The sequence below is a fragment of the Tenacibaculum pelagium genome, assembly GCF_014062345.1.
GTDB classification, from domain to species: Bacteria; Bacteroidota; Bacteroidia; order Flavobacteriales; family Flavobacteriaceae; genus Polaribacter; species Polaribacter pelagius.
Map to the genome: position 1 here is coordinate 359365 of NZ_JACGLS010000003.1, position 18049 is coordinate 377413.

16 protein-coding genes are annotated in these 18049 nt (G+C 28.9%); 8 read left to right on the plus strand and 8 right to left on the minus strand.

Features of this window, described 5'->3' with window-relative positions; genetic code table 11:
• Positions 1–5: 5 nt before the first annotated feature.
• The gene (locus tag H3Z83_RS08845; RefSeq protein WP_182125119.1) at positions 6–758 is read left to right on the plus strand and encodes a LytR/AlgR family response regulator transcription factor; all 753 of its coding nucleotides are present in this window, start codon (positions 6–8) and stop codon (positions 756–758) included.
• Positions 759–853: 95 nt separating this feature from the next.
• Here the strand turns inward: H3Z83_RS08845 and H3Z83_RS08850 are convergent, their stop codons facing one another.
• A complete protein-coding gene (locus H3Z83_RS08850) occupies positions 854–1363 on the minus strand; it encodes a flavodoxin family protein (protein ID WP_182125120.1) in 510 nt (169 codons plus the stop codon).
• A gap of 146 nt (positions 1364–1509) precedes the next feature.
• Between H3Z83_RS08850 and H3Z83_RS08855 the strand changes: the two genes are divergently transcribed.
• The 5 genes from H3Z83_RS08855 to H3Z83_RS08875 all read left to right on the plus strand — a co-directional run bounded on the left by H3Z83_RS08855 (position 1510) and on the right by H3Z83_RS08875 (position 7634).
• Positions 1510–2364 (plus strand): PPK2 family polyphosphate kinase, encoded by an 855-nt coding sequence (locus tag H3Z83_RS08855; protein WP_182125121.1) that lies wholly within the window; start codon positions 1510–1512, stop codon positions 2362–2364.
• A gap of 16 nt (positions 2365–2380) precedes the next feature.
• Positions 2381–3208 (plus strand): 3'-5' exonuclease, encoded by an 828-nt coding sequence (locus H3Z83_RS08860; protein WP_182125122.1) that lies wholly within the window; start codon positions 2381–2383, stop codon positions 3206–3208.
• 77 nt (positions 3209–3285) lie between these two features.
• On the plus strand, positions 3286–4158 hold the full coding sequence (locus H3Z83_RS08865) for a carboxypeptidase-like regulatory domain-containing protein (RefSeq protein ID WP_182125123.1): 873 nt from the start codon (positions 3286–3288) through the stop codon (positions 4156–4158).
• A gap of 30 nt (positions 4159–4188) precedes the next feature.
• Positions 4189–4674 carry an ABC transporter ATPase gene (locus H3Z83_RS08870; RefSeq protein ID WP_182125124.1) on the plus strand — a complete coding sequence of 162 codons (486 nt, stop codon included), beginning with the start codon at positions 4189–4191 and terminating at the stop codon, positions 4672–4674.
• 41 nt (positions 4675–4715) lie between these two features.
• Positions 4716–7634 (plus strand): glycoside hydrolase family 3 N-terminal domain-containing protein, encoded by a 2919-nt coding sequence (locus H3Z83_RS08875; protein ID WP_182125125.1) that lies wholly within the window; start codon positions 4716–4718, stop codon positions 7632–7634.
• Here H3Z83_RS08875 and H3Z83_RS08880 read toward each other — a convergent pair.
• From H3Z83_RS08880 to H3Z83_RS08910, 7 genes are all read right to left on the minus strand, one after another.
• Positions 7618–8661, minus strand: a complete 1044-nt coding sequence (locus H3Z83_RS08880; RefSeq protein WP_182125126.1) for a lysophospholipid acyltransferase family protein — start codon at positions 8659–8661, stop codon at positions 7618–7620. The two genes, H3Z83_RS08875 and H3Z83_RS08880, sit on opposite strands and share 17 nt — an antisense overlap.
• Positions 8661–9578, minus strand: a complete 918-nt coding sequence (locus H3Z83_RS08885) for a bile acid:sodium symporter family protein (protein WP_182125127.1) — start codon at positions 9576–9578, stop codon at positions 8661–8663. The genes H3Z83_RS08880 and H3Z83_RS08885 overlap by 1 nt, the downstream gene beginning before the upstream one ends.
• Positions 9562–10203 carry a DUF4159 domain-containing protein gene (locus H3Z83_RS08890; RefSeq protein ID WP_182125128.1) on the minus strand — a complete coding sequence of 214 codons (642 nt, stop codon included), beginning with the start codon at positions 10201–10203 and terminating at the stop codon, positions 9562–9564. The genes H3Z83_RS08885 and H3Z83_RS08890 overlap by 17 nt, the downstream gene beginning before the upstream one ends.
• A 503-nt stretch (positions 10204–10706) precedes the next feature.
• Complete coding sequence (locus tag H3Z83_RS08895) at positions 10707–11927, minus strand: helix-turn-helix domain-containing protein (protein WP_182125129.1); 1221 nt, start codon at positions 11925–11927, stop codon at positions 10707–10709.
• A 41-nt stretch (positions 11928–11968) separates the two neighbouring features.
• Positions 11969–12679 carry a 16S rRNA (uracil(1498)-N(3))-methyltransferase gene (locus tag H3Z83_RS08900; RefSeq protein WP_182125130.1) on the minus strand — a complete coding sequence of 237 codons (711 nt, stop codon included), beginning with the start codon at positions 12677–12679 and terminating at the stop codon, positions 11969–11971.
• A complete protein-coding gene (locus H3Z83_RS08905) occupies positions 12679–13797 on the minus strand; it encodes a GTP cyclohydrolase (protein WP_182125131.1) in 1119 nt (372 codons plus the stop codon). Before H3Z83_RS08905 ends, H3Z83_RS08900 begins: the two co-directional genes overlap by 1 nt.
• Before the next feature lie 102 nt (positions 13798–13899).
• A complete protein-coding gene (locus H3Z83_RS08910; protein ID WP_182125132.1) occupies positions 13900–15228 on the minus strand; it encodes a transporter in 1329 nt (442 codons plus the stop codon).
• A gap of 135 nt (positions 15229–15363) precedes the next feature.
• On the opposite strand from H3Z83_RS08910, the gene H3Z83_RS08915 reads away from it, so the two are divergent.
• Positions 15364–15648: a DUF4834 family protein gene (locus H3Z83_RS08915; protein ID WP_246337512.1), complete on the plus strand. Its 285-nt coding sequence runs from the start codon at positions 15364–15366 to the stop codon at positions 15646–15648.
• A gap of 2 nt (positions 15649–15650) precedes the next feature.
• On the plus strand, positions 15651–18047 hold the full coding sequence (locus H3Z83_RS08920) for a YfhO family protein (RefSeq protein WP_182125133.1): 2397 nt from the start codon (positions 15651–15653) through the stop codon (positions 18045–18047).
• Positions 18048–18049: the final 2 nt, after the last annotated feature.

Here is an 18049-nt window from a genome sequence, read left to right on the forward strand (position 1 = left end):
ATTTTATGAACGTATTAATTATTGAAGACGAAAAACCAGCAGCAAGAAGATTAAGTAGAATGTTAGCTGAATTAGATATTGAAGTTAACACAATGTTGCATTCGGTAGAAGAATCGATTAATTGGTTTCAAAAGAATCAACATCCGGATTTAATTTTCTTAGATATTCAATTATCTGACGGTTTATCTTTTGAAATTTTTGAAGAGATTGAGGTAAAATCAGCAATCATTTTTACTACTGCTTACGATGAATATGCATTAAAAGCTTTTAAGTTAAATTCCATTGATTATCTATTAAAACCTATTGATGAAGATGAATTGAAAGTAGCAGTAGATAAGTTTAAAGAGAATCAGCCAAAACAAACCGATTTACAAGTAAATATTGATGATATACGTAAGTTACTAATCAATCCTATAGATCGTAAGTTTAAAAAGCGATTTACTATTAAAATAGGACAACATATCAAAATTATTCATGTTGATGAGATCGAGTGCTTTTATTCAGAAAATAAAGCAACGTATATTCAAACAAATTCAAATAGAAATTATTTAATCGATAATTCTTTAGAGCATTGGCAAGATCAATTAGATCCTGAGCAATTTTTTAGAGTAAATCGTACCTTCATTGTGCATATAAATGCAATAAAAGACATTGTTTCTTATACAAACTCTCGTTTACAATTAAAACTACATTCTTACGATGCTGATGAAATTATTGTAAGTAGAGAGCGTGTAAAAGACTTTAAAAACTGGATTTAATAAACTGTTTGTGTGTAGATGTAACAGGTGTTGTTGATTTTAAAAATTTGAAAACAAATATATTGACATTAAATAGCTTAGCTATCGCCTTGCGATTAGAATAGCTTTTTAAAAGAATCAATTTTATTTTTTGCTTCAGGGTGAATTTGAGTACCATCTTCGGTAAACCAGCCATGAGTGCTGCCAAGGTAATTCATACCTAAATAATTAGCGCTTTCAATAAAGGGCATTTCAAAACCATTTTTTAAATCGTTAATACCAGAGTTGCTAATCATAGCCATGTTTTTACCTCTTAATTTTCTACCTAATTCTTTTTTATAATGTAATAAATCAGATAATCGGTCAAAGAAGTTTTTTAAAGTTCCACTCATTGAATACCAATATACAGGAGTTGCAAAAATTATAGTATCATATTTGTTAATAATGTCTTCCATTAAAGGGATAAAGTCATCTTCTGAATTGCTGAAATCATATTCAAATCCACCAATATTTTTTGTTTTCAAATCAATAATGTCGAAATTATTATCGGAGTTTAAGTAATCAATTACTTTTTTAGTATTTCCGTTACTTTTTGAACTTCCTTGTATTATAACTGTTTTCTTCATGTCTGTTTGTTTTAGATAAGTAAAAGTCTAAAATTAATTTCTTTCAATATTTAATAGTTTATTGTAAAAATTGATGATTCTCAAGATAAAATCAATAGTAAAAGCTGATATTTTTTGTACTTTTATCGTATAAATGAGCATTGTATATGAATACGGATACTTACAAGTTTTCAGAGGAAAAAACTTTAAAAGACTTTACCACAAAAGTTGTGGATGAGAAAGCTAAGAAGAAGCTTAAAAAAGTAAGGAAAGAAATAAGCGAATTACAAGATAAAATGTATGCTGAGGGTAAATACAGTGTGTTAATTTGCTTACAAGGAATGGACACTGCTGGTAAAGATAGTTTAATACGTGAAGTGTTTAAAGATGTAAATGCAAGAGGGGTAGTAGTACATAGTTTTAAAGTACCTACCGAGTTAGAACTAAAACACGATTTCTTATGGCGTCATTATATTGCATTGCCAGCAAAAGGAAAAATCAGTGTTTTTAATAGAACACATTACGAAAATGTTTTGGTAACTCGTGTACATCCTGAATATGTTTTTTCTGAGAACATTCCAATAGTAAAAAGTTTGGACGATTTAAATGATGAGTTTTACCATTCACGAATGGATAGAATTAATCAATTTGAAAAACATATTTCAGATAATGGAACCATTGTATTAAAGTTCTTTTTAAATTTATCTAAAGACGAGCAGAAAAATAGATTATTGCGTCGTTTGAATATTCCTGAAAAAAACTGGAAATTTTCGGCAGGAGATTTAAAGGAGCGTAAACTATGGGATAAATATCAAGATTGTTATGAAGATTTGTTGAATAGAACATCAACCTATTATGCACCTTGGTATGTTGTTCCAGCGGATGATAAACCAACTGCGAGATTATTAGTAGCAAAGACTTTATTAGAAGAACTTAAAAAGTACAATTTTAAAGAGCCTAGGCTTTCATCAAAAGTAATAAACCAAATAGACGAGTTTAAAGCTCAATTAAATAACGAATAATTTCCAAAAAATAATAATGGAATTAAACTTAATAAAACCAATTATATTTTTCGATTTAGAAACGACAGGTATAAACATAGCGAAAGATAGAGTTGTAGAAATTTCAATCTTAAAAGTGTTTCCAAACGGAAATAAAGAAAGTAAAACTTGGTTGGTAAATCCAGAAGTAGAAATACCAAAAGAATCGTCAGATATCCATGGTATTACAAACGAAAAAGTAGTAACAGAACCAACGTTTAAAGAATTAGCACCGAAAATTAATGAAATGATTGAAGGTTGTGATTTAGCTGGTTTCAATTCAAACCGATTCGATATTCCGTTATTGGCAGAAGAACTAATGAGAGCTGGTATCGATTTTGATATGAAAAATAGAAAAGCGATTGATGTTCAAGTAATTTTTCATAAAAAAGAACAAAGAACTTTAAGTGCAGGGTATCAATTTTATTGCGGAAAAGAATTAGTAGGTGCCCACGGAGCAGAAGCAGATACCAATGCTACCTATGAAATTTTATTAGCTCAGTTAGATAAGTATGACGATATAGAAAATACTGTTGATGCATTAAGTGAATTTTCAACACATGGTAAACGAGCGGATTTTGCAGGTTTTGTTTTAATGAATGACGACGATCAAGAAATTTTCTCTTTTGGTAAATATAAAGGACGCACAGTTGAAGAGGTATTAAAAGAAAACCCAGGATATAATGCTTGGATTCAAAATGCTGACTTTCCATTATACACTAAAAAAGTATTACGTGAAATAAAAGAGCGTATGTCTGCACCCAAAGAAACAATGTCTGATGAAGAGAAATTACAAGCTTTACAACAGAAGTTTAATCTAAGGTAATGTTAAAATAATATAAATTAACAAAAACTTAGTTTTTAAGTGTTTGATAGATTGTTATTTTCGATGAAAAGTAAATTGTGAAAAAAATACTTGTTTTATTTTTTGTTTGTGCGCAAATTTCAGCACAAACGATTACTTTGAAAGGAAATATTTTAGATAAAGAAAATAAAGAGCCTGTTGTTTATGCTAATGTTAGTTTTATAAAAAGCAACAAAGGAATTTCTTCAAAAGAAGATGGGAGCTTTGAATTAGAAATTAAGAAAGAATTATTAAAAGATAAAGTTCATGTGTCTTGTTTAAATTATAAAGACACAGTTGTTCTTGCAAAAGATATACAGAATAAAACTTTGTATTTAAGTCCTAAGCTATATAAGTTAAACGAAGTAGTTGTATCAAAAGAAAGAAACAAAAAGGTTGTTTTAGATAAAGTAAAGAAAAGAGTAAGCCCATTTCATACCAACAACATAAGAATGGTAGGGAAATATTTTCCTAATAAATTAGATGGTGTTTTTTATCTTGAGAATGTGAAGATTTTCTTTTCAAAAAGAAACTCACACAAAGCTAAATTTAGAATCCGATTTTTTTCAGTTGATGAGAATACTGGCAAGCCAAAAGAGGATATTTTAAAAGAGAATATATCTATATCTAAAGATAAAGGGCAAAACTCAGTTGAATTAAATTTAGATAAATATTATTTAGAATTACCAGAAAATGGTTTGTTTGTTGTCTTTGAAAAACTTTTGATTCCTTATAACTTATATGTTTGGGATACTTTTAAAAACAAAGAGAAACAATATTATTACGCACCAGTAATTGGTCTAACAAAATCAAAAGAGTATAAAGAAACGAATAGGATATGTTATTTCAGTAAAGGTAATTGGTATAAAATACCAATGCCAGAAAATGATTTTTCGAATGTTCCTGCAATTTCAGTAACTTTAACTAATTAAATAAAATCAGTAACTAAACATTTAAAAAGAATGTTCACAGAATATAATAATTTACCAAACAACTCAAGAGTTTGGGTGTACCAAGCAGATAGAGAATTTACAGTAGAAGAAATAGAATATATCAGCGCAAAGGCAATATTGTTTATTGATAATTGGACGCGTCATGGAGATGATTTAAAAGGATCATTTACTATAAAATACAATCAATTTTTAGTATTGGTTGTAGATGAAAGTTTTAACAATGTTTCAGGGTGTTCTATTGATGCTTCTGTTCGTTTTGTTCAAGAATTAGAAAAAGAATTGAAGATAGATTTAATGAATAAAATGAATATTTCTTTTAAAGACGGAGAAAATATCAATATTGTTAAGTTATCAGATTTTCAAAAGTTTGCAAAAGAGAAAAAGATAACAGCAAATACTGTAGTGTTTAATAATATGATAAATACCAAAGAAGATTTCGAAAATAATTGGGAAGTAACAGCAGATAAAAGTTGGCATAAACGATTTTTGGTATAACAATTGATTTCTATTTAATATAGATAGATGATACGTATATGATGAAAAAGATACTAGTTTTTTTAGCACTTGTTGTTATACAGTTAAGTAATGCACAACAAGTAGATCCACTTTTAGCAAAAGATGCCGAAGCTCAAAATATTTGGGTAGATAGTATTATGAAATCAATGTCTGTCGATGAAAAGATAGGGCAGTTGTTCATGATACAAGCGTATTCTAATAAAGATAAAAAGCACGAACAATTTATTACAAGCATGATTAATAAATATCATGTAGGTAATTTAATTTTTATGCAAGGAACGCCAGAAAAACAAGTAACTTTAAATAATAAGTATCAATCGTTATCTAAAGTACCTTTAATGATCGGTTTTGATGGGGAGTGGGGATTAGATATGCGCTTGAAAAACACCTATCGTTTTCCTTGGAATATGGCTTTAGGAGCTATTAAAGATCAAGAGTTATTAAAAGAAACTGGTAAGAGAATAGGTGAGCATTGTAAAAGAGTTGGGATTCATATGAACTTTGCTCCAGTTGTTGACATTAATACAAATCCAAACAACCCAATTATAGGAAATCGTTCTTTTGGAGAAGATAAAGAAAATGTAACTCAAAAAGCAATTGCCTTTACCGAAGGTATGCAGAGTGTAGGCGTTTTAGCCAATGCAAAGCATTTTCCAGGTCATGGAGATACTGCAACCGATTCTCATCACACATTACCGACAATTAATTTTAGCGAACAACGATTAGATTCAATTGAATTATATCCATATCGTAAAATGTTTGATGCTGGAGTAGCAAGTGTAATGACAGCGCATTTAAGTATTCCATCATTAGAAGCAAATTCAAAATTACCAACATCATTGTCAAAAAGAGTTGTAACTAATTTACTACAAGATAAATTAGGGTTTCAAGGTTTGGTAATTACAGATGGATTAAACATGAAAGGTGCTGCAAATTATTCATCACCAGCAGAGATTGATTTAGCTGCTATTCTAGCAGGTAATGACATGTTGTTAATTCCACAAGATGTACCAGAGTCTATTAAGTTGCTAAAACAAGCTTTTGAAAATGGGACTTTAACCGAAGAAAGGTTAAATAAATCTGTTAGAAAAATATTAAAATCAAAGTATTTGGTTGGGTTGAATAATTATAAATCAATATCTACAGAGAATCTACAAAAAGATTTAAATGCACCTTATGATGAGGTTTTACATCGTAAATTGATTAAGAATTCTATTACTGTAATCAAAAATCAAGATGATATCTTACCGATTAAAAATTTGGAGGATAAAAAAATAGCCTATGTTTCTTTAGGAGATGATAAAGGGAAATCATTTTATAAAATGCTTAAAAATTACACAAAGGTCGATGTAGTTTCAGATAAGCATTTAAGTGTTTTAATGCAACGATTACAAAAGTATAATTTAGTGATTGTTGGTTTTCATAAATCAAACAAGCATCCTTGGAAAGGATATAAGTTTTCAAATAAAGATTTAGTTTGGTTACAAGAAATAGCAAGAACAAAAAAAATAATTTTAGATGTTTTTGCGAGTCCATATAGTTTATTGAAGGTTAAATCATTCACCAATATTGAAGGGCTAGTTGTTTCTTATCAAAACAGTGAATTGGCTCAAGAGCTTTCAGCGCAAGCTTTATTTGGAGCATTTGATGTTAAAGGTAAGTTGCCAGTATCTATAAATGATGATTTTAAAGTAGGTGAAGGAGTTGTTATTAATAACAATAATGTTTTAGAATATACAGTTCCTGAAGAAGCCGGAGTCTCATCAGAAAAGTTATCAATTATAAATAAAAGAATCGACACCATTTTAAAGGAGAAAATGACTCCAGGAGGACAGGTTATTGTTGCTCGTAACGGAAAGGTGATTTATAACAAAAACTTTGGTTATCACACACATCTAAAAGAGAAAAAGGTAAAACAATCAGATATTTATGATTTAGCTTCATTAACAAAAATATTGGCTTCACTACCAATGATAATGAAGGCAGAGGAAGATAAAAAGATTAGTTTGTTTTCAAGTTTAGGAGATGTTTTGCCTAGGTTTAAAGAGTCAAATAAAGATACTTTACTTTTAAAAGAAATATTATCTCATTATGGGCGTCTTCGTTCTTGGATTCCTTTTTACGTAAACACTCAAGATTCAATCACAAAGAAGAATTCTAATAAGTATTATAGAAAGAAAAGAACAAAAAAATATAATATTAAAGTAGCTAAAGATTTATACTTAACTAAAGATTATAGAGATTCGATATATAAGCATATAGTTGAGTCAGAGCAACGAGAAAGAGTAGGATATAAGTATAGTGATTTAGGTTACTATATTTTTAAAGAGCTTCTTGAAAGAAAGTACAAAAAGCCTTTAAATAAATTAGTTGAAGAGAATTTCTATCAATCTTTAGGAGCTGATAGGATGACTTATTTACCACTTAATAAGTTTAGTAAATCTGAAATTGTGCCTACAGAGAAAGATACTTATTATCGTAATCAATTAGTGCATGGGTATGTACATGATATGGGAGCTGCTATGTTGGGTGGAGTAGGAGGTCATGCAGGTTTATTTGCAAACGCAAACGATGTAGCTAAAATCATGCAAATGTATTTGCAAAAAGGAACTTACGGAGGGAAAAAATATTTAGATTCAGAAACACTTGATAAATTTAATAAGCGCTACTACGCCGATAAAAAAGTACGAAGAGGTTTAGGGTTTGATAAACCTCAAATTCGTCCTGAAGAGAAACCTACTTGTGGTTGTGTGTCAGATAAAAGTTTTGGTCATAGCGGATTTACTGGTACTTATACTTGGGCAGACCCAGAATCTGGAATTGTATATGTTTTCTTATCAAATAGAGTATATCCTACGATGAGAAATAGAGGACTCGTAAAAAGTAATATGAGAACAAAAATTCAAGAAGATATTCAGAATGCTATTCTGCTGGAGTAGCTGAGGTTTTAGTATAAAAAAGAATGAATAAAGCCGATAGAATAAAATAGATTAAGGCAATTTTCCATCCAAAGAATAAACTAATTAACCAGCTTTGTAAAATATAAAAAATTGGGAACAGTAAAATGTTTACTCCAAAACGAAAAGTGTCTACAAACTCTATTTCTAAAACCTTTTTACTTAAAAATTTCCATATAGTATATGGAATAATACTGTTCAATAGTATTAAATAAAAAACTGGTTTTTTACGATTTTTCTTAAAGGCTTTTTCTTCATGGAAACTATCACTTTTAATAATGTTATTAATTGTCTCAACTTCTGTAAAATCAACTTGAGCTTTATTTAATTTAGTTAATTTTTGATTGTAGTTTTCGTCATCGTTTATATGTACACTCAAAGATTCTAATTGAGTAGAAACTAATTCTTTTATTTCTTTTACTGAGTTGTTGATGTTCTCTTTTCTATAGTGTTTGTTAGCTAAAATAGGTGTGCCAATATTAATAGCAACTTTAGAAGGGTAGCTAGAAGCATTCTGATATGTAATCCCAATAGGAACAATTTGTATGCTTATTTCTGGGCTTTCATCTAGTGTTCTAAAAATTATTCTAGTAAAACCTTTACTTAAGGGTCTAATAGTTCTTTTTCTATTATGACTTCCTTCAGGAAAAATTAAAAGAGTTTTATTGTTTTTTAATAACTGTTGGCATTTATTAAAAATTTCTTCATTTTTCGAAAGCTGTTTCACTCCATCTCTTATGCGGTAAATCGGCATCATACCTAATAAGTCAAAGAAACGAGCTACAAGCTTTTTTTTAAATACAGCTGCTCTAACTAAAAAATGAGTTTTTCTTGTTATATGTGTAGCAATTAATAAAGGGTCAATCAATCCATTAGGGTGATTTGCAGTAAATAAAATAGCTCCTTTTTTTGGGATATTCTCGTGTCCGAAAACTTTTACTTTTTTAGTATAAAAGAAAAGTCCTGTTTTTATGAATATTTTAAAAAAGTAATAAAGTAATAATCTCATTAATCATTCTTTTTTCGTCCCCAGTAAGTTGCTAGTGCCATTCCAGAAAAGATGTCCCAAACTCCCCAAAAAGCAGCTAGTAAAGCCATTCCTCCTAAACCTTCAAAAAAACTAAAAATTAATAATAATCCTAAACCGCTATTTTGAATTCCAGTTTCCATAGAAATTGTTTTACTGTCTTTATCATTTAATTTAAATGATTTTGCAGTTACATAGCCAATAATAAAAGCAAAGATGTTATGAAAAATAACTAAAAATAAAACGAGATGGATATAGTTTTTAAAAATATCAGCATTATCATATAGAGCTACAACAATTAATATTAAAAAGAAAATAATTGAAAATGGACGAAGCACTTTATTTATCTTTTTCGCCATTTCTGGATGAAAATGATTTACAGTCATTCCTAAAATAATTGGGATTCCTAGAATGAGTAAAACAAGTTTGAATAATTCAAAAGGATTTAACGATATACTTTTTAAAATAAGATTTGTAGGTTCATATAAGCTACCCCATAAGTGTAAGTTAAGAGGTGTCATAACTAAACAAATTAAGGTAGCAAATGCCGTTAAGCTTACCGATAAGGCAGCGTTTCCGTTAGCCATTTTACTAAAAAAGTTAGAAACATTCCCGCCAGGACATGCAGCTACCATCATCATTCCTAGTGCAAAACTTGGATATGGTTTAATAATACAGATAGCAATAAACGTTAAAAAAGGAAGTAGAAAAAACTGAGACAATAAGCCGACTAAAACTATTTTTGGATTTTTTAAGAGTCGTTTAAAATCTTCAATTTTAATATCCAATGCAATACCAAACATTATAATTGCTAATGCTATATTAAGCATCCATAATGCTTCAGTATCAAAATTTATTTTAATACTATCTATTTGAATGTTATTAATGTTTAAAGGCATATTCTATAATGTTTGATCCCATTTTTAAAGCTTTCTCTCTAATCTCTTTAGGGTTGTTATGTACTTCTGTATCTTCCCATCCGTCGCTTAAATCACTCTCATAATCATAAAAAACAACCAGTCTTCCGTTGTAGAAAATTCCGAATCCTTGTGATGGCTTTTTATTATGTTCATGAATTTTTGGAAGCCCTTTAGGAAAAGAAAATTTTTGATGATAAATAGGATGATTGTTTGGAATTTCTTGAAGACTGAGTTTAGGAAAAACTTTTTTCAGTTCCCTACGAATATACTTGTCCAAACCATAATTATCAGAAATATGTAAGAATCCTCCAGATGTTAAATATTGTCTTAAATTTTTAGCTTCTCTATTTGAAAAAAACACATTACCATGACCAGTAAGAAATACTATTGGGTAATTATTTATTGATTCATCGTCTAATGTAGTCGTTTGAACCTTAGATTCTATCAAGGTTTTTGAATTTGTATTGCAAAAGTTTATAAGGTTTGGTAAAGCTGTAGGGTTTGCATACCAATCTCCGCTTCCATTATATTTTAAAATAGCTAATTGTTGAGCATTCAGTGAGTAAGTTAATAATAAAAAAAAGTATAGAATAATGCTTTTCATATATGAAGTTAGATTGTAAAAGCAAGATAACAAAAGAACAATAAAAAACACCAATAAATATATTGGTGTTTTTTTCCCCTTAAGAAATTATTTTTTTTAAATTGAAAATCCCCTTAATATTTTCAACAGTTATATAACTTCACATCAAAGATAGATTTCTTTTAAGATACATGAGTTCGAAAACACTTAAAACGGATGTTTTCGAACTGACTTTTTATAAAAAGATGGTGAATTTAGTTTGTTTTTTGAAGAAATAAATTACTGTTAGAAAACTAAAAAACACCAATATATTTATTGGTGTTTTTAGGTTTAATCCCTTTCTTTTTCACTATTGAGTAAACTCAACAAAGATTTTTAGAAATTTTTATAAGCTGAAAAACCCTTCAAAATTTTCATCTTAATAATTTCTTGATACAAATTTACGATTAAACAGTGTTTTTAGAGTTCGAAATCATCCAATCTAGACGTTTTCGAACCGATGTTTTATAAAAAGAACGTTTATTTTATTTTGGTAGAATTGAGTCTTTTTTGGTGTATGTTGTTGATTTCCAGTTTAAAATCTCTGCTCTAGACTTGTTTTTGAATTCTACAGGAGTATTTCCAGAATATTTTTTAAATACAGTGTAGAAAGTCGATTTTGAATTGAATCCAGACTCCAAACCTATCGAAGTAATGGTGTAGTTTTCATATTCAGGATCTAACAATAATGTTTTTGCTTGTTCTACTCTCATTGTATTTAGATAATCTGTAAATGATTTACCGTATGTGTTATTTACAATTAAAGAAAGTGTACTTGAGCTTAAATTAGTGTCTTCTGATAGGTTTTGTAGTGTGTATTTAGTAAGTAAATATTTTTTGTTTTCTTTTATAAATTCATCAATTTCTTCAAATTGCTCTCTATATTTATCTGTGTCAGAAAAAACGTCTTTTTTACTTAATTTTTTTGCTTCAACATCAATTTCATCATTTAAGTTTATTTGAAGTGATTTTCTAATTTGTTTACGTTCTTTTAATATACGAATTTGCCTTAATCCTTGGTAACCTAACCAATAAATAAGAATAGTTGTATAAATTCTAAGTGGGTAATAAGAAAAAAGAAATCCGGTAAAATTCATTTTTACTTTTATAACCAATGCTAGAACCCATAAAGCATATCCGACTGAAGTTAACTTAAAAAATGTATGTATCCACTTTAAGTTATCATAAGAAAGTATTTTAGGGAAAAGGTTTTCTTTTTTATATAAGATATAAAATGAATAAATAAATATACTGAATGATACTATTAAGCTAAAGATCTCTTCGAAAGAGGTGTAGCGTTCATATACGAAATCTAAATTTTCTTTAGATGAAGTTGAATTACTATAGCTGTAAACAAAGCTTATTTGAGTTATTATTATTACAACGAATATTGGTAATATAAATCGTAGTAATTTAATAGATTTTTCAGCTAAATTTAAATAGTTAACTAAAAACATATATAAAAACGGCATCGCTAAAAAATGCCATGGAATTTGTAGGTAATCTAGAGAGAATTTGTGTTGAAATAAATGCTTTTCAAGAGCCCAAGATTGAATGTTGTTTAAAGAGATTGCTAAAATTAATAGATTTAAATAAAGCATACTCTTTTCTCTACCGTTTTTAGAACAGAAAAGAATCAAGCTAAAGCCAAAACCATGTATCGCACTAACTAATAAAAATAAATTGAAAATTGTAGTAGTATCCAACTGAAATAAATTGATTAGATCCTAAATATACAAAAAATGAACTATTGATGTACAAAAGAAATAGATTGAACTACATTAAGTCCTGCGGTTTCTGTACGTAAACGATTTTCTCCTAGAGAGATAGGTTTAAAATTATTAGACAAAGATTCTTTTATTTCACCTGTAGAAAAATCACCTTCAGGACCTATAAGTATTGTGTAGTTTGATTTAGGAGTGATGCTGTTTTTTAAAAAATGTTTATCAGTACCTTCTTCGCAATGAGCAATAAACAACTCTGAATTAAAATCTTGATTTATAAATTCAGAAAACTTAATTGGATTATTCAGCTTTGGAATTGTAAACTGCAAAGATTGTTTCATTGCTGATTGAACAATTTTTGATAAACGTTCAATTTTTACAACTTTCCTTTCTGAGTTTTCGCAAATTATAGGTGTTATTTCATCAATTCCAATTTCGGTAGCTTTTTCTAAAAACCACTCTAAACGATCGTTATTTTTTGTGGGAGCAATGGCAACATGTAAATAATAATCTCTATTTCTTTTCTTTTCTTCAAATCTAGTAATTACAGCAACACATTTTTTGTCATTTGGTATCGATATTTCAGCAAAAAATAAAAAACCCTTTCCGTTAGTTATATGTAACATATCACCTTCTTTTTTTCTTAAAACCCTTACAATGTGTTTACTTTCTTCTTTTTCGAAAGTTATTTGAGTTGTTTCTGTTGTAATGTTTGGATTAAAAAATAACTGCATTATAAATCTTGTTTATAAGTTCTTCTTATTTTGTGAGTTGTAGGATTAAAATCTCTCCAAATTTGATGTATAGCTGTATTGTCAGCTAATTCTGGAGTGCGAATACAATTTTCAATTCCTTTTGGAGTAAATGTATCAGTATATTGATCAAAAATAATAGCCGTAACTCCTTTATTTTGATATTCTGGATCAACACCAATTAAATAAAAAGTAACATCTTTAGAGTTTTTACGAGCGTTTAATAAATGAAATAATCCGAAAGGAAAAAGTTTTCCGTTTGCCTTTTGTAAGGCTTCAGAAAATGAAGGCATTACTATAGCAAAGGCCACCAGTTTATTCTCTTTGTTTACAACAAATTTAATATACTCCGGATTGATAAAGCTGATATACTTCTTCTTAAAGTGTTGTATTTGAGCATCAGAAATAGGAACGAAAGTTGAAAGCTTCGAGTAAGATTTGCTAAAAAGCTCAAACATTTCATCTACATAAGGCATTATCATTTTTGTTGAAGTGAAATTCAAAGGTTTTAGCTCATATCTTTTTTGAATTAAATTACTGATCCTTTTGTATTTCTTTGCATCAACATTTTTAAAAAGAAATTTATTCTCTAAATATTCTTTCTCTTTTATAAAACCTAATTGTTCTAAATGCTTTGAATAATATGGGTGGTTATACCACGTAATCATAGTTCCGATATGATCAAATCCATCAACTAGTACACCTGTTTTATCAAGATTATTAAACCCTACAGGACCTTCAATATATTCAAGATTGTTTTCACGTCCAATTTCTTTAACTTTTTCTAATAAAGCTTTGGTAACTTCTATGTCATCAATTACATCAAACCAGCCAAAACGCATTTTTTTTATGTTTTGCTGTTCAATTTCATAGGTGTTTATAATAGCAACAATTCTACCTACAATTACATTGTTTTTTAATGCAATGAAAAATCGAGCATTGGCGTGCTCAAAAACGGGGTTTTTATTTTTATCGAAGCTATCCACTTCATCTTTAATAATTGGAGGAACCCAGTATTTGTTGTTTTTATAAAGAGAAAAAGGAAATTTAACAAATTGTTTCATTTCCTTTTTGGTACTTATTTCTTTAATTGTAATCATACAGCAAATGTAAGATTTTAATCTCAGGACGATATAATTGACTTAAGTTATATTGTGCTTATGTGAAGTAAAAAACTCTACTTCTTTTAAGTAAAAGATAGTTTAATTGTCTTTTTTCTGTTCTTCATCTTCTTCTTTTTTTAAGTCTTCTTCTAGTTTTTTAATTTCTTTTTCTAATTTTAAACGATCCTTTTCTTTTTGCTTAGTTTCTTTTTCGGCATCTTTCTGTAGTTTCTTTTCAAGTTTTAATCGTTCTTTTTCTTTCTTCTTTGCGTCTTTTTCTGCTTTCTTTTTAGCTTTTTTTGCAGCTCTTTTTTCTGCTTTAGTAGCCTTCTTTTTTAATTTTTTATCTTCTTTTTCTATAACATCAATTAATGATTTTTGGCGCTCTCTTCTTGGTTTTTCAACGGTGATTTCTTCTTCTTTCTCTCCGTCATTTACAGTAATAGTTTGCTTGTCTTTCTTTTTAAATACGTTTTTAACTTTGCCAAATAGTCGACCGAAGAAACCTTTATTTTCGTTGTATTTAACTTCTTCTTGTTCTTCTATTTTATTGCCAAATTCATCTATTTCAACAAATTCATCTTGATGTCTATCTAATCTATAAGATACTCCTAAGCCTGTATAAAACCCAATTTCGTTTTGTTGAAAACTGGCTCTAACTGCAGCATTAAATTGAAGATTTTCGCTAAAAAGATATGCAGCACCAGCACCTATATTACTTTTGGTTTCGTACTTTTCAAAGATCCCTTGAATTTCAGCAAATCCAGACCAGTAATCATTAAAATTATATGTTCCTGTAAGTACATAAGAAAACTCTGAGAAATCGGTGCCTATATAATCGTAATAGAAATTAGTTACCATACGTAACTTGTCTGAAAATTCATTTTGTAGTAAAACTCCAACTTTAGGGCTTACACCACCTTTTTCATGAAAATCAGATAAAATACTTCCAAAATTTATACCAGCATAAACCCCAACATGTGGTATCCATCTTTTATAATCAAAAGAATGTCTTGCTTTCCAGCTTCTTATTTCGTCTTTTTTATTATCATATTTAGGAGTATACACTAAATATTTAGCTCCAAGAGTTAATTGACTTAATCCTGTTTTGTTGTATGAAGATTCGAAAATGTTTTTAAAAGCAATTTTATCATGCTGTAAAGTAGTATTTACATTTAATTCTAATTTTTCTGAGATAAAACTAGTTCTGAATAATAAATTTAGTCCTAATGCTTGTGGATTGCTAAAAGTTGGAGTAGCGTTTGCTTTTCTGAAAAACAAACTGCTTTCAAATTGATAAACTCCTGATCCAACACTATATGGGCTTTCAGAAAAACCTGGGCGGTTTGAATTTATAACTGTGGTGTACTGTGCATTTACAATTAAAGTTGAGCAAAAAGCAAAAAACAAAAAAAGTTTCTTCGTCATGTTATAAATTCAATTTATTCAATTTTTACAAACATACGTAAAAATACGAATTACAATATAATATAAGTTTTGTAAAGTCTTAACGCTTCGTTTTGCTTCAAATTGTTATTTTTGATAGATTTTTTTATTAAGAGAATGATGATCCATATAAATGAAGCTGGTCCTATGAATTTTTTAAGAACTTTATTAATTATAATTTTAGCCTATTACGTAATTAAGTTTGTGGTAAAATTATTTGCTCCTTACTTGTTAAAGAAGGCGGTAGATAAAGTTCAAAAGAAAGCTGAACAACAATATAGAAATCAACAACAAGAATCTTCTGTAGAAGAAGGAAAAACGGTTATTGATAAAAAACCTAAAAACGGAAAACAAAGCAACAATTCGGTGGGAGAATATGTTGATTTTGAAGAACTAGACTAACTATGAATTTTAAAAAGTTACTACCGTATGCTATTGCAATTATTGTTTTTGTAATAGCATCAGTTATATATTTTAATCCTGTTTTAAGTGGGAAACAAATTAAACAGAGTGATATTACTCAGTTTATCGGAATGTCCAAACAAGTTAAGGATTATAGAGCAGAAAATGGAAAAGAGCCTTATTGGTTAGGAAATGCTTTTAGTGGTATGCCAGCGTACCAAGTAAGTGCATATTATCCGAATGATTTTGTCAGATATATTGATAAAGCAATTCGGTTTTTACCAAGACCAGCGGATTATCTTTTCTTATATTTTATTAGTTTTTTCTTTTTACTTACTGCTTTAAAGATAGATTGGAAACTAGCCATTTTAGGAAGTTTATCCTTTGGGTTTTCAACGTATTTAATAATTATATTCGGAGCTGGTCATAATGCAAAAGCACACGCTATTGGGTATATGCCTTTCGTAATTGCTGGAGTTTTATATGTTTTTCAAAAAAGATATTTATTAGGGTTTGTAGTAACTGCTTTAGCAATGGCTTTAGAGGTGTATACGAATCATCCGCAGATGACTTACTATTTAGGTTTTTGTTTGTTGATATTAGCAATTGTTGAATTTATAGAAGCTTTTAAAACAAAAACATTACCAGTGTTTTTTAAACAAGCTGCTGTATTAGTTGGGGCTATGTTAATTGGAATTGGAGTAAATTCAACAAGATTGTTACCAATGAAAGAGTACGGTGATTTTAGTACTCGAGGAAAATCTGAATTAACTATTAATCCAGACGGAAGCCCTAAAGAAAAATCTACTGGCTTAGATAAAGATTATATTACTGAATATAGTTACGGTATTGCTGAAACTTTTAATTTAATAATTCCTCGTTTTATGGGAGGGGGTACGATAGATAAATTTGATGAAAACTCTAATTTTTATCAGGTTTTAGAGAGGTATGCAGGTAAAAAAGTTGCTAAGGATGAATCAAGTAGAGTGTTGTCTTATTGGGGAACTCAACCTATTGTAGAGGCTCCTGCTTATATCGGAGCAATTTTGTTTTTCTTATTCTTTTTAGGAGTGTTCTTAGTTAAAGGACGATTAAAATACTGGTTGGTTTCCGCTACTATTTTTTCAATAATATTAAGCTGGGGTAAAAACTTTCCTTTAGTAACTAACTTTTTTATTGATTATGTTCCGTTGTACAACAAGTTTAGAGCGGTTTCATCTATTCAAGTAATCGCAGAATTGTGTGTACCGTTATTAGGAATTATCGCTTTAAGAGATTTCTTTTCTTCTAACGTAACTATAGAAAATAAAGAAAATGCACTTAAAAAAGCATTTTACGTTTTAGGAGGTTTCACATTATTATTTGCTTTATTTGGTTCGAGCTTGTTTGCTTTTGAAGGATTAAGAGATGCTCAATATCAACAATTACCAGAATTGATTGACGCGTTAATTTCAGATAGAAAATCGATGTTATTTAGCGATAGCATACGTTCATTTATATTGATTTTAATTTCCGGTGGATTATTATGGTTTCACTTAAAAGGAAAATTAAAGCAACTTCCTGTTTTAGTTGTTTTGGCAGGATTAATAGTTTTTGATTTAGTTTCTGTAGATATTAATTATGTAAATAAAGAAGATTTCACATCAGCAAGGAGAGTTCAAAAACCATTTTCACCTACAAAAGCAGATCAGGAAATTTTAAAAGATAAAAGTTATTATAGAGTAGCTAATTTTGCAACAAACCCTATGATGGATGGAAGAACATCATACTTTCATAATTCTATTGGTGGTTATCATGCAGCCAAAATGAAGCGATATAATGAGTTGTTTGATTATCAAATAGCAAAAAATAATATGGAGGTGTTGAATATGTTAAACACTAAGTATTTTATTGTTGGTGAAGATAAAGTTCAACAAAATTCAGATGCTAATGGAAACGTTTGGTTTGTTAATGAGATTAAAATTGTTAATTCTGCTAACGAAGAAATAAAAGCTTTAGATAGTTTGAAAACGAAAAAAGAAGCTGTTTTAAATACAGGTAATTTTGAAATTAAAATACCATTACAGTATAAACAAGATTCGACAGCCACGATATCGCTAATTAAGAATAATATTACAGATTTAGTTTACGAAAGTAATACGAATAAAGATCAGTTCGCAGTATTTTCAGAAATCTATTATAAAGATGGATGGAATGCTTATATAGATGGAAAACAGTCTCCATATTATAGAGTAAATTATGTTTTAAGAGGAATGGAAATTCCAAAAGGAAAACATATTATAGAATTTAAATACGAACCAGAGATAGTGAATACAGGTAGTGCAATAGCTTTATTATCGTATGGTTTGTTGTTATTGATTCCTTTAGGTTGGTTTTTTAAAAGTAAAAGAAAAGAATAAGT